The 13,781-nt window shown below is 40.9% G+C and carries 11 protein-coding genes and 1 pseudogene; 10 read left to right on the top strand and 2 right to left on the bottom strand.

Annotation, left to right across the window (positions count from 1 at the left end; translation table 11 throughout):
• Positions 1–153: 153 nt before the first annotated feature.
• The 4 genes from B9T29_RS08680 (at position 154) to B9T29_RS08670 (ending at position 3,647) form a co-directional block, all read left to right on the top strand.
• Positions 154–1,368: a hypothetical protein gene (locus B9T29_RS08680; protein ID WP_086175533.1), complete on the top strand. Its 1,215-nt coding sequence runs from the start codon at positions 154–156 to the stop codon at positions 1,366–1,368.
• Positions 1,369–1,799: 431 nt separating this feature from the next.
• Positions 1,800–1,958 (top strand): hypothetical protein, encoded by a 159-nt coding sequence (locus B9T29_RS16280; RefSeq protein ID WP_171264013.1) that lies wholly within the window; start codon positions 1,800–1,802, stop codon positions 1,956–1,958.
• Between the two features lie 265 nt (positions 1,959–2,223).
• Complete coding sequence (locus B9T29_RS08675) at positions 2,224–2,661, top strand: hypothetical protein (RefSeq protein WP_143223878.1); 438 nt, start codon at positions 2,224–2,226, stop codon at positions 2,659–2,661.
• Positions 2,662–2,726: 65 nt separating this feature from the next.
• Positions 2,727–3,647 (top strand): hypothetical protein, encoded by a 921-nt coding sequence (locus tag B9T29_RS08670; RefSeq protein ID WP_086175531.1) that lies wholly within the window; start codon positions 2,727–2,729, stop codon positions 3,645–3,647.
• Between the two features lie 335 nt (positions 3,648–3,982).
• Here B9T29_RS08670 and B9T29_RS16825 read toward each other — a convergent pair.
• Together B9T29_RS16825 and B9T29_RS08660 are read right to left on the bottom strand one after the other, a co-directional pair.
• Positions 3,983–4,266 (bottom strand): annotated as a pseudogene (locus B9T29_RS16825) (phosphatase PAP2 family protein); the annotation flags it as partial.
• 153 nt (positions 4,267–4,419) lie between these two features.
• A complete protein-coding gene (locus tag B9T29_RS08660; RefSeq protein WP_086175530.1) occupies positions 4,420–5,124 on the bottom strand; it encodes an SIMPL domain-containing protein in 705 nt (234 codons plus the stop codon).
• Between the two features lie 478 nt (positions 5,125–5,602).
• Here B9T29_RS08660 and B9T29_RS08655 point away from each other — a divergent pair, with 478 nt between their 5' ends.
• The 6 genes from B9T29_RS08655 to pstB all read left to right on the top strand — a co-directional run bounded on the left by B9T29_RS08655 (position 5,603) and on the right by pstB (position 13,722).
• Positions 5,603–6,976, top strand: a complete 1,374-nt coding sequence (locus B9T29_RS08655; protein WP_086175529.1) for a diaminobutyrate--2-oxoglutarate transaminase — start codon at positions 5,603–5,605, stop codon at positions 6,974–6,976.
• Position 6,977: 1 nt separating this feature from the next.
• A complete protein-coding gene (locus tag B9T29_RS08650; RefSeq protein WP_086175528.1) occupies positions 6,978–8,510 on the top strand; it encodes a pyridoxal phosphate-dependent decarboxylase family protein in 1,533 nt (510 codons plus the stop codon).
• A gap of 372 nt (positions 8,511–8,882) precedes the next feature.
• Positions 8,883–9,908: a substrate-binding domain-containing protein gene (locus tag B9T29_RS08645; protein WP_086175527.1), complete on the top strand. Its 1,026-nt coding sequence runs from the start codon at positions 8,883–8,885 to the stop codon at positions 9,906–9,908.
• A 103-nt stretch (positions 9,909–10,011) separates the two neighbouring features.
• On the top strand, positions 10,012–11,391 hold the full coding sequence (gene pstC, locus B9T29_RS08640) for a phosphate ABC transporter permease subunit PstC (RefSeq protein WP_086175526.1): 1,380 nt from the start codon (positions 10,012–10,014) through the stop codon (positions 11,389–11,391).
• Complete coding sequence (gene pstA / locus B9T29_RS08635) at positions 11,388–12,782, top strand: phosphate ABC transporter permease PstA (RefSeq protein ID WP_086175525.1); 1,395 nt, start codon at positions 11,388–11,390, stop codon at positions 12,780–12,782. Before pstC ends, pstA begins: the two co-directional genes overlap by 4 nt.
• 13 nt (positions 12,783–12,795) lie before the next feature.
• Entirely contained in the window at positions 12,796–13,722 is a 927-nt protein-coding gene (gene pstB, locus B9T29_RS08630; RefSeq protein ID WP_086175524.1) for a phosphate ABC transporter ATP-binding protein PstB, read from the top strand.
• Positions 13,723–13,781 lie beyond the last annotated feature (59 nt).

Below are 13,781 nucleotides of genomic sequence, written 5' to 3'. Positions count from 1 at the left end.
GACGGCAAGGTGCTTATTAGCGCGTATGTCCCTTCTTTAAAATCGGTCTTGATTGAAGCGGACGAACAAATTTTCGATGGAATATTTATATAAATAAAAACGGCGCTGCGGGCACAAACCACAACGCCGTTGTACGTCATACAGAGCTTAAATATGAACGCAATTTACCCCCCTGATTATACTGCTTCACTCAAGTACGTCAATTTGGCTTATGAAAGCGAAACAGAAACGCTTCACAAATTAGATAGCCTATACGCTGGCCGCGATTTAGTTACATCATCAATGAGTAAAGCCTTAAGCTGTGGCGGTAATGCTCAAGAGCTATTAATGGCACAGCTTGATAATGAACTTGACCAATTGCTTTTGGAATCGCTCGCAGATGAGCGAGACATCATCACCGTATCGCCCCGAACATCAAGCAAAGACCTGCTAAACCTACGCCAACGCTATGCAGACAATGCGAAGCGTGCGGATGACTGGGAAACCGAGATTTATAGCGATATTCACAGCTACGATTTTGAAGCGATGGGCATTGAAATTAAATCGGTAATTGACTTCTTGACTCTACAGTTTGAAGTAAACAGGCCGACTACTCGAAGCCATATCAAGAAATATTTAACCGCAAAGACAGGCACGCGGTATTACATCAAAAGTGACGAAAGAGACATTGAGCAATCAGGCAAAGTATTTACGATTAGAGTCCATGACATCAGATCAAAACGAGATTTGAAAGCGATCATCAATTGCCTGAAGCATTACGGGGTTGATTACGATAGCGTAAAAATCGCCCGTATAGAGGCTTCGCTCGACTTCTACAACGCTAAACACAAAGCATTACTTATTGCCCTGTATAAATCGCTTGCTTATGTTGAAAGTTCAAACAACCAGCGCGTATATAAATACAAAGGTGAATTTCAGAAAGTACCAAAGTCACCACTAGAACTCATCAACAAACTAGATGAAGGTTATTGCATTGGTGTGAATCATAGAGATGCCCATACTAATTACCGGTCGTATAATAAAACAACAGACAGAGGCGTAAACCTTCCTGAGAGCGAGCATCGGGCTAGAACAGAAGTGAATTGCGCCGTTTCAGAACTTGGAGTGAATGACAGCTTAAGTAACTTGCCGGAAATCATTCAATGCGCTTTTAATCGCTTGAAGTTTACACGGCTCGGCGAAAGTGCAACGGCAGACGACAAAAAACTTTATCGGCAGTCTGTGGAGACGTTCGGTAAACGGACGAAAGAACATTACAGCAGAAGTAGACACAAGCGCAACTTCAATCAAGCGGTTGTTAAAAATGGTGAATTGAACAAAGCAATCAGCCGAAAAGTAAGTGACCTCAAGAGAAACTTTAAAGAGTGACTTCGCAAAAAGTACGCACTTTTTTTAGAGGGAAAAAAAGCTAAAAGCCTTGAGGGGATAGTCTCAAAGGGCAATATTACCGCCGTTGTCTGCCTATTAACTTACATCCATATCTTAACCTTGATAGAGAAGTGTGGCGATAAGGGGTGACACCGGTAACAACGACGGTATTGTTCTCGATTACATTTAGAAAGGGTGAGGAGGTGAGCGAACCGAACTGACGAACCAATGACAAGGGGGAATTAGAGTAAAAAATTGGTCGAAATTTATTTAACTCAAACCTTTCATTCTTTTAATCGACAAAATCAATCACAAGATCAACCCAATTGATCACTAAATCAACATGTTAAGTCACCGCTTAACAAACTTTTATTGATAGCATTGGTTACAAGACAGCCAATACTAACTTAAACGCTAAATCGGAAAAAATCATGACAGTAACGCAATTAACCGAAGAACAATTCATCACCTTAGCAAATACAGCGGTGAAAGATGACTCCATCAACTCAACCTCAATGACTGTTCTCAAGTCAACACAGGGAACAATCATTCAAAGTGCAAGCGGTGAGTATTTGCTAGTTAGCGAATAAGCTTTAATCACAAAAGGCGAAGTCCTAGAAAATTCGCCTTTTGCTCAGGGTATAGCGCGTGTAATGCGTGAGCCTATTTTCAATTAGCCTTGTCTCAAGCGGTATTGCTCCCATTTGCCCCGTAGTTGGTTTTAATTACGCGGATGTAGGATTTATTGTTTTTAGAATTTAAATGCAGTGTGAAGCAAACCAGAGCGAAGCAGACCGCTATTGCGCGGCTATCTTGGACAAATCTCTTTCAAATAACAAATCAGGGTAAACAACAATGAAAAAACTATTATGTGTCGGCTTTGTGTCGTTCTCTATTCTTATCATTAGCGGTTGTGCGACAACTCCAACGGCTTCAAGTAGCGCTAAAGGAGTCAGTTCAGAGCGAATGTACTCGAAAGACTATTTCATCAAGACAGACGAACGTAACACACCCGTTACAATTATTAGAGATGGCGGAATTTGGGGCGCAGCCTGTATTCACCGAGTGTATATAAATAATAAAAAAGTCTTTGCCTTGAAACCGAATGAGCGGGCAACGGTTTACTTAAGCCCTCAAGAGTACGAAATCAAAGTTGATTTGGCTGCCTCATCATTTTGCCCATATTCTCAAGTTGAAGAAATGATCAATTTAGAGCCAAACTCTCAGCACACTTATAGAATTGCTTCGACTCTTTCGGTCAATGAAGCCTTACAATTAATCAAGGTTAATTAACCCGAATCGCAGATAAGGAATTTTAAAAGCATGCTTTTTTGTTTAAGAATGGACTGTTGTGAAAAATGATTATAGATATACCAACTAAAGAGGACTTTTACTCCTCAGCTGATGATATGGTAAATGAGGCTTGGGAAAAAATATCAAATTTAGCCCATGAATACTATAAACTAGATTCGACAAATCAATTTTATTTATCTTCAGAATACTTTACTGATAAGGTTGTCTACGGCTTGGATCAATATTGGCACCATGCAAGACCAAAGCTTATATCTGCCTTGACACTAGTATTACAGTCAGTGGAATTCAAGCTTAAAGGTTTGATTGCTGATATTTCGCCTTACTTATTAATAACTGGAAGTACTAAAAATATTCCTAAAGCAGATGAAAATGGGATTAGATCATTTACCCAATTCCACTCTATTGATGCTCAAGATTTGATAAAAGTTTATGAAGTATTTGGTGATAAGCAAATAAGCCCAAAATTTAAAAAGTGGTACGAGGATATACGGATACTACGAAATAAATTCATGCATACTGTAGATAAAAGCTCAGACATAAATCCTGAAATAATATTTAAAGGAATTGTATATGCACATAATGAATTAAATCAGGGGGGATCTAATTGGATCTGGCATCGATACAGATACAAAGCTAGTCACTCAGGAGGAGGTGTAGATTTTAACAAAGACGAAATATCTGGAGATATCTTTGAAATGCTTCAAGTTCATTATGAATTGACTGGGGCTATCTATTCTTGTTCCCGAGAAGTTGCTAACGAAATTTTTAATTATGATAAATCTGTTGATAGCGACCATTGCAAGAAATGTGTATCGGTAATGGCTGAATTTGAGTATTTTGATAGTAAGGACATTGATGATTGTTTGGGAACTGTTCAAAAAAATAAAAGATCAGGAGTGTATCAGTGTATATTCTGTCGAAATGAATATGAAAAATTGCCTGAATCTATTTGGGAAGATGATTAATCTAAATACTGCTATTAAATTCGTTTTACATACTACTTGTGTACACAGGTTAAGCATATCAGTTAAACCATAAAAATAATCCAACAATTCAGATTATGGAATCATTGGCTTAAGCAGGATTCGGGTTAATTAACTTTCAAATTAACCTAGCAATATAACTACTCAAATCCTGCATGGTGGTTAAAGTAGAGGTTAATTTTTCTATATTATTAATTTAAATATAAAAATCAGTCATTTATTCTAATTTTATATCGCAATCATATGGCGATTTATTAAGTTTTATAGATTCAAAAATCCCGCTTTAGAGCGGGATTTTTTATATGCTTTTAAAGGGATTATTTCATTAAATTTCGCTGAATTAGCGGACTGAATATTTTTGATAAATCCACATCACCCAAGCCAGTAGTTTTGCCTAGTAGTGATTCCATAGTTTTAAACCAGCAAGATTCACAGCCCACGACAAAATAAAGGCACCCAGCATATCAATCGGGAAATGCACACCGACATAAATCCGTGACCATGCCACCAGCCAGGCAACTGCCAGCAAAAATCTGCCAATATCCCGTCATGCGGAAAAATAATGGGCAAAGGCAATACTGCTAAAAATGGACATGTAGGAAGCGAGGGAGATAAAAACAGAAAGAGGGGATGATTTTACAAGAAAAATAAAATGAAACATTCGACAGGATTGTCGCTATATTGTTGTAATTAGCCTATTTAGCGCATAAAAAAACCGTGTATGTACACGGTTTTTATTTAAATCAGCATTTGATTATTTAAACTGAATTGAACCATTGGCATTCACAGTAATTTTTGATTCGCCAGCAGCAACATTTTGCGCATCGGCGGCTTCAGCACCTGCAAATTTCGCCATGTTGGCACGCATCATCACTGGTTGTGGATAATAGTTATTGGTATTCAGATTTAAATTGACCAATTGATAACCTGATTTATTCCATGCCGAAGTCAACATTTGTGCACGTTGCTGAAAGTTTTTAGAGGCTTCCACCATCAATTCATTTTCAACATTTTTACGTTTTGTATCGGAAACTGTAAATTCGATCGACTGGGTCTGGAAGTTTTGCTGCAATTCGCTGATCAACTGGCTAACGGCTTTAAAGTCGGTACTTTCTAAACGAATTTCTGCCCGACCACGCCATTCTTTCAATTTTTGGCTGTCATTGTCATAAACAGGATAAGTGCTTTGAGCACCCGTTTCGACTTTTACTTGCGGATATTTTTTCGATGCTGCTATGGCCTGGTTCATTAATTGTGTGATGAGTGCAGAAAGTTCGGCTGGCTGTTTTTTGCTTCTTTCAATATATAAAACTGCATGCATTTCATCATTCGAAATTTGACGTGTTGCTTCAGCTTGCACATTGACTAAATTATAGTTCAGCTGTTCTGTTTGCTGCGCAAAAGCAGTCGTTGAAAGTACGCCAGCAAGCACCAGAGAGGAGAGAGTTAAATATCGCATTATTTTTACCTGTTTTTTTGTAAAGAAAGGTTCAGCTTTTAGTATGCATGGTATCGCTACTTCATGAGGATTTTTTGTAGACTTTGTGTCAAGATTGTAAGCGATTTAATTTTTATTTCAAAAAGCACTTGTAAATAAAACATTTGAGAATTAAATACTTAAAGTGCTTTAGTTCAAGCGATTACGTTAATCTAATCTTTTGCATAAAAAAAGTATAAAAATAAGGTTTTCTTTAACCTGTCACACTGTAAGATGATAATTCAATCTAAGATTTGGCTTGATATATTTTTTTCGATCGGTTTTGGATAGATAAAGTTATAAAACTTGTTTATTTTATTGAAAAATTCTGTATCATCCGCCGTTTAGTTATGATGTAAAAAATCAAGTCGTCAAACTAGATTCTATAAAGCACCGAGTCAAAGGACCACAAGTCACCCGACTTATTTCTTTCAACCCATATCAGAGATGGTAATTCGATATGAGCGTTTCTTCTGTAAATCCTGCCACTAAGTCTACTAACGAATACTATTTGACTCGCCAAAGCCAGATGGAATCCAATGTTCGTAGCTATCCACGTAAATTGCCGTTAGCGATAGCAAAAGCCTTAGGTTGTTGGGTTACTGATGTTGAAGGTACAGAGTACCTCGATTGTTTAGCTGGGGCAGGAACATTGGCTTTGGGCCATAATCATCCTGCGGTAATTCAAAGTATTCAGGACACTCTTGCGAGTGGTTTGCCATTACATACTTTAGATTTAACGACACCTTTAAAAGATGCATTTACTGAAGCATTACTTGAACAGCTCCCTGGTGGGAAGGAAGAGTATTGCCTACAGTTCTGTGGTCCGTCTGGTGCAGACGGTACAGAAGCAGCAATTAAATTAGCAAAAACCTATACCGGTCGTAGCTCAGTGATCAGCTTCTCAGGTGGCTATCACGGTATGACTCACGGTTCTTTGGCCATGACAGGTAACCTGTCTGCGAAGAATGCTGTGAATGGCTTAATGCCAGGCGTACAGTTTATGCCATATCCGCATGAATACCGTTGCCCATTGGGTATTGGTGGTGAAGCGGGTGTTGATGCCTTGACTTATTATTTCGAAAACTTCATTGAAGATGTAGAAAGTGGTGTAACCAAGCCAGCAGCAGTCATTCTTGAAGCGATTCAAGGTGAAGGCGGCGTGGTGACTGCACCTGTAAAATGGTTGAAAAAAATCCGTGAAGTGACTGAGAAACACAACATTGTGTTGATTCTTGACGAAGTTCAAGCAGGCTTTGCGCGTTCAGGCAAAATGTTTGCATTCGAACACGCAGGTATTGAACCTGATGTGGTTGTAATGTCTAAAGCAGTGGGTGGTAGCTTGCCGCTTGCAGTACTGGGTATTAAGCGTAAGTTTGATGCTTGGCAGCCAGCAGGTCACACGGGCACTTTCCGTGGTAACCAGTTGGCAATGGGTACAGGTCTTGCAACGATCAAAACCATCAAAGAACAAAACTTGGCACAAAATGCGCAAGAGCGTGGTGACTTCCTCCAAGCTGAAATTAAAAAATTAGCTGTTGAATTCCCATGTATCGGTAACGTACGTGGCCGTGGTTTGATGATTGGTGTTGAAATTGTTGATGAACGTCAAAAAGCAGATCATATGGGTGCTTTCCCTGGTGATTCACAATTGGCAGCAGCAATCCAGGCAGCATGTTTTGACAACAAATTGTTGTTAGAAAAAGGTGGTCGTAACGGTACGGTCATTCGTTTACTTTGCCCGCTTATCATCAATCAAGCTGAATGTGAAGAAGTGATCGTTCGCTTTAAGAAAGCACTTGCTGAAGCACTAGTTGCAACTCGAGGCGCGTAACATGGTTGATTTTGCAGAACATCGTAAAGCGTTATTCTGCAATGATGCACAATCCATTGCTGACTATCAGTCGGCAATGGATGAAGCGGTAAAAGCCGTTTCAGCATGGTTGCAAAACGACAAAATGTACACTGGCGGTAGCATTAAAGAGCTCCGTAACGCAATTGCGTTTCATCCTTCAAAAGAAGGCATGGGTTTACATAAATCTCTTGAGCGTATGGTTGAGCTTTTCTTAAATAAAAGCTTGAAAGTGCATCATCCACACTCGTTAGCACATTTGCATTGCCCGACCATGGTGGCGAGCCAAATTGCAGAAGTGTTGATTAATGCAACCAACCAGTCAATGGACTCATGGGATCAAAGCCCGGCAGGTTCTTTGATGGAAGTGCAGCTGATTGACTGGCTACGTCAAAAAGTCGGCTATGGTTCAGGTCAGGCTGGTGTGTTCACCTCTGGTGGTACGCAATCTAACTTGATGGGTGTGCTGCTTGCACGTGATGCCTGCATCGCGAAAAACTGGAAAGACGAAAACGGTAATCCGTGGTCGGTTCAGCGTGATGGTATTCCTGCTGATGCAATGCGTAATGTCAAAGTCATCTGTTCTGAAAATGCACACTTCTCTGTGCAAAAGAACATGGCGATGATGGGCATGGGCTTCCAGTCTGTAGTGACCGTTCCTGTGAACAAAAATGCACAGATGGATGTAGATGCACTGGAAAAAACCATGGCGCATCTTCAGGCTGAAGGCAAGATCGTGGCATGTGTGGTTGCAACTGCAGGTACGACCGATGCGGGTGCGATTGACCCATTGAAACAAATCCGTGAAATCACCAACAAATATGGCGCGTGGATGCATATCGATGCGGCATGGGGTGGTGCACTGATTCTGTCAAATGACTATCGTTCTATGCTTGATGGTATTGAATTGTCTGACTCTGTGACACTCGATTTCCACAAACATTACTTCCAGACTATTTCTTGTGGCGCGTTCTTGTTGAAAGACGAAGCGAACTACCGTTTCATGCATTATGAAGCTGAGTACTTGAACTCTGCTTATGATGAAGAACATGGTGTGCCGAATCTGGTGTCTAAGTCATTACAAACCACACGTCGTTTTGATGCGTTGAAATTGTGGATGACAGTTGAAGCATTGGGTGAAGAGCTTTATGGTTCGATGATCGACCATGGTGTGGAGTTGACGCGTGAAGTGGCTAATTACATCAATGCAACTGCTGGTTTAGAGATGCTGGTTGATCCACAATTTGCTTCTGTATTGTTCCGTGTGGTACCAGCAGGCTATCCAGCTGAATTGTTAGATACATTAAACCAAAACGTTGCAGATGAATTGTTTGCGCGCGGTGAAGCGAATATTGGTGTAACTAAAGTGGGCGATGTTCAATCATTGAAAATGACCACTTTAAGCCCGGTAGCAACACTCGAAAACGTGAAGAACTTGCTTGCACTTGTGCTTGCAGAAGCTGACCGTATTAAAGATGCGATTGCTGATGGCACATATACACCTGCGATTGATTAATCGATGTAGTTGTATTGAGTATTGAAAAAAGGAGATCAATGGATCTCCTTTTTTTTTGTGTATATATTTTCAATTTCAGGATTTTCTGAAAAAACATACAGGGTTTAGATCATACAAAAATGACAAATATAAGAATTATTACAAATTCGCCGTTAAACAGCTTAGTTTTATTTTCATTGAAAGAATCTTTTACATATTGAATTTAAAGGAAAATTTTATAAATCAAAGTTGATAGAGCAATTATCATCAAAGCGTCACAATGCTGTAACTTCTTTGTCATATTATAAAATCAAAATGCAATGGACGAAATAAGTACAAAACTGAATAAAAAGTGGCGTACTTCAAAATTGCATCTAATGAAGAGAGAAAAGAATGCGTTTAAATCACATCGCACTTGCTTTAGCAGTTTCAGGGGCAGCTGTAGCAACTACAGCAAATGCAGCTCGTGACACTATTCAAATCGCTGGTTCTTCAACCGTTTTACCATATGCAAGTATTGTAGCTGAAGAGTTTGGCAATACTTTCCCGCAGTTTAAAACACCAGTTGTTGGTTCAGGTGGTACTTCAGGCGGTCTTAAACAATTTTGTCAGGGTGTAGGTGATAATACCATCGACATCGCCAATGCATCGCGCAAGATTAAAGATTCTGAATTGGCTGCATGTAAAAAAGCCGGTGTAAATCAGGTGATTGAAGTTAAAGTGGGTTATGACGGTATTGTATTTGCATCTAACTCAAAGAAAGCGGCATATAAACTACGTCCACAACATGTATTTGCAGCACTGGCAGCAGAATTACCTTCAAACGGTAAATTGGTAGCCAACCCTTATACACGTTGGAACCAAATTGATAAAGCATTGCCAAATGAACCGATTACTTTGGTGATCCCAGCTTCTAACCATGGTACGCGTGAAGTGTTCCAGGAAAAAATGGTTGAAGCCGGTTGTGAATCTTATGATTATTTCAAAAAATTAGACAAAGATGCACAGAAGAAAGCATGCGCTAACTTCCGTAAAGACGGTAAAGTGATTGAAATCGCAGGTGATTATACTGAAACGCTGGCTCGCTTAAAAACTTCTCCAAGTGCAATTGGTGTATTTGGTTTAGGTTTCTATGACCAAAACCGCGACAAATTACGTGTAGCTAGCGTGAACAATGTAACGCCATCAGAGAAAACCATTCTGAACGGTTCTTATCCTGTATCACGTCCATTGTTCTTCTATGTGAAAGGTGAACACCTTAAATCAATCAAAGGTTTACAACAGTACTCTGAATACTTCATCAATAAAAAAGTATCTGGTAAAGGTTCTAAGCTAGAAAAAGCTGGTCTAATTTCAATGTCTGATAAAGAACGTGCAAAAGTTCTTGCAGCATTAAAAGCTGGTAAAGCGGTTAAGTAATCATAATGAAAGAAGCTGGTGCTAGGATGATTCCTAGCACCAGCATTTTTGCACTGACAAGGATTTTTCAAAACATGAAAATTGAAAAAATGCCGGAGAATACATGAATCTGCTACTCATAGGTGTGTTATTGGCCTTGATTGCCGTAGCTTATCAAATCGGATTATCTAAAAGTCGTAAGCTGGCAGGTAAGGGCAACAATACCGCGAATCTGCACTCTCGTCCGGGATATTACGGTGCATTGGTGGCTTTATGGTGTGGTATCCCTGCGCTTTTAATTTTACTTGTTTGGAACATTGTCGAACCGAATATCTTGCGGCACGTGGTATTAAGTAATGTCCCTGCAAATATTGCAGCCACATTAGACCAGGCCGGAGTCGAAGTTTTAATTGACCGGGTGCAAGCGATTGCCTCAGGTTTTGGTGTCAGTGATCAGGCAGCAGCCTATGAGCTTGCAGCCGCACAACAATTATCGAAAATTGAGAGCATTAGTGCTTTTGCCAAATTGGCAGTAGTGATTTGCGTAGCCTTAATCGGGCTGGTATGGGCCAAAAAAAGGGTATCCCAACAATATCGCGCTCGTAATCAGGTTGAAAAAACCATCAATGTGGCCTTGGCTCTGTGTTCTGGGGTGGCAATTTTAACCACCATCGGTATTGTCATGTCGATGTTTAGTGAAGCGATGCGCTTCTTTCACTTCGTCAGCCCACTCGATTTCTTCTTGGGTACAGAGTGGAATCCTGGTTTTAGTACATCAGGAAATGCCGAAGGAAGTTATGGTTTGCTGCCACTGCTCTGGGGCACGCTCATGGTCAGTGGTATTGCACTTTTAGTCGCAGTGCCTGTAGGACTGATGATTGCCATCTATCTGGCTGAATATGCATCCTCTGGCTTTCGCTCTTGGGTCAAGCCGACGATCGAAGTTTTGGCAGGTATTCCCACCATCGTATATGGAGTTTTTGCCATGATGGTGATTGGTCCATTCTTCAAGATGCTTGGAGATAGTATAGGCCTGGAAATTAATGCAACGAGTGCATTAACCGCTGGTTTCGTAATGGGGATTATGATTATCCCATTTGTGTCTTCCTTGTCGGATGACATCATTACCCAAGTTCCTCGTGCATTGCGTGATGGTTCTCTAGGCTTAGGTGCCACTAAATCGGAAACCATTCGTCAGGTGGTCTTACCCGCCGCGTTACCAGGGATTACCGGTGCATTCCTGTTAGCTGTTTCACGTGCAGTTGGTGAAACGATGATTGTGGTTCTGGCCGCAGGTAATAGTCCATTACTGCATGCCAATCCGCTAGAAGCTGTGTCAACTGTGACCGTGACGATTGTGAAACAATTAACCGGCGACACCGACTTTGCCAGCCCGCAAGCATTGGTGGCATTTGCGTTGGGTCTTACGTTATTCGTGATTACCCTAGGTTTGAACATCATCGCACTTTACATTGTGCGTAAATACCGCGAGCAATACGAATGAGTACATCCAATACATCTCCTATGGATCAAAAAGACTTTGATCCTCAAGAAGCGGCTAACATGCGTACAGAACGTAAGGATAGAATTTCAAAAACTTTGGCAAAGCGCCATCGTAAGGAAAAAACCTTCCGTTTAGCTGGTCTGTCTGCAGTTGTGGTTGGCTTATTTTTTGTTGTTTTGCTGTTTGGTAGTATTCTATCGAAAGGTTTACCTGCATTCTGGCAGGCGAGCATCACTGTTCCGGTTTATTTTGATCCTGCCATCATTCAGGTAGGTGCAAAACCTACGCAGAAGGATGGCGAATCTCCAGCCCAGTTTGCAGAGCGTACCATTGCCTGGCAAACCCAAATGGGTATGGTGGATTGGGATGCCTTAATCGTGAATGGCATGATTGCCAAAGATCCAAGCCTTGAAGCTCAACGTGACTACCTCAACAGTATTTACACCAGCTCGGAAGCTTACCGTTTACGTGATATGGTGTTTGCCGATCCAGCTTTGATTGGTCAAAAGAAAGAAATGACTTTCTTGGCTGATGCAAATGTGGATGTCTGGATGAGTGGCAAAATTGATCGTTCTTTACCCGATGAACAGCAACAATTGGATGCTGAAACACGTAAGCTTGTAGATGATCTGCAAGCGAAAGATATTCTTGAAAGAAAATTCAATACCAATATCTTTACCAATCCAGACTCACGTAGTTCGCCTGCAACTTCAGGGTTGGCGGGTGCGTTCATGGGCTCATTATTCATGATGTTGATTGTCATCTTGATTTCGATTCCAATCGGGGTAGCAAGTGCGATCTATCTAGAAGAATTTGCACCAAAAAATATCTGGACCGATATTATTGAAGTAAATATTAACAACCTTGCAGCTGTACCTTCCATTGTATTTGGTTTGCTCGGTGCTGCAATTTTTATCGGCTGGATGCATTTACCATTATCCGCTCCAGTGGTCGGTGGTTTGGTATTGAGTTTATTGACGCTGCCAACGGTTATCATTACCACCCGTGCTTCACTTAAAGCAGTACCACCTTCGATTCGTCAGGCGGCATTGGGCTTAGGTGCTTCCAAAGTGCAAACGGTATTCCATCATGTTTTACCTTTAGCACTTCCAGGGATCATGACTGGTGCTATTATTGGTGTCGCTCATGCGCTGGGTGAAACTGCACCTCTACTATTGATTGGTATGAGCGCATTCGTTGCGAGCATTCCGGCAACACCATTGGATCAGGCAACTGCGTTACCAGTACAGATTTACTTGTGGCAAGGTAATGAATTGCGTAACTTCTTTGAAGGACGTACTGCTGCTGCCATTATTGTGTTACTTGCACTGTTGATTGGATTAAATAGCCTGGCAATTTGGTTACGTAAAAAATTCGAAGTGCGTTGGTAATTGAGGACAATATATGAATACTGTAACCGCTACATTAAAAACAAATTCCTTAGAACAGGATGAATCCGTGAATCCAGAACAGAAACAGTTTACCGCTCCTGAAGTAGACAAAAAATCTCAGGGCACTGCATTTGTTTCTCAATTCGATACGCATACTTCTAGCAAAAAAGAAAATGAGACCTCTAATGTTAAATTGAGCACTTCAGATGTTCATGTTTACTATGGCGAAGCAGAAGCTATTAAAGGTATTGACATCAATATCTATGAAAATGAAGTGATTGCCTTTATCGGTCCATCGGGCTGTGGTAAGTCAACCTTCCTGCGTACCTTAAACCGTATGAACGACACCATTGATAGCTGTCGCGTGACCGGTAAGGTGATGCTGGATAATCAGGATATCTATGATCCTAACCTGGATGTGGTTTTACTGCGTGCACAGGTCGGTATGGTGTTCCAGAAACCGAATCCATTCCCGAAATCAATTTTTGATAACGTGGCGTATGGCCCTAAACTGCATGGTTTGGCGCGCGATAAATACGACCTGGAAGAAATTGTGGAAAATAGCCTGCATAAAGCGGGGCTATGGAATGAAGTCAAAGACCGTTTAAACCAGCCAGGTACTGGTCTTTCAGGTGGTCAGCAGCAGCGTTTATGTATTGCGCGTACCATTGCGGTGAGTCCAGAAGTGATTCTGATGGATGAGCCATGTTCGGCGCTGGATCCGATTGCAACGGCTAAAATTGAAGAACTGATTTCAGAGCTTTCAACCCAATATACCATTGCGATTGTAACCCACTCGATGCAACAGGCTGCACGTGTATCTGACCGTACTGCCTATTTCCATTTGGGTGATCTGATTGAAGTGAACTCGACTGAAAAAGTCTTCACTCAGCCGGATCATCAATTGACGGAAGCTTATATTACCGGTCGCTTTGGTTAATCTTTATGTGTATAAAAAAAGGGCCGTCAGGCTCTTTTTTTATGGTTATGCTGAAGTAT

The sequence above is a fragment of the Acinetobacter sp. ANC 3903 genome (genome assembly GCF_002135315.1).
GTDB lineage: Bacteria > Pseudomonadota > Gammaproteobacteria > Pseudomonadales > Moraxellaceae > Acinetobacter.
This window is presented reverse-complemented; position numbering and strand designations above follow the sequence as displayed.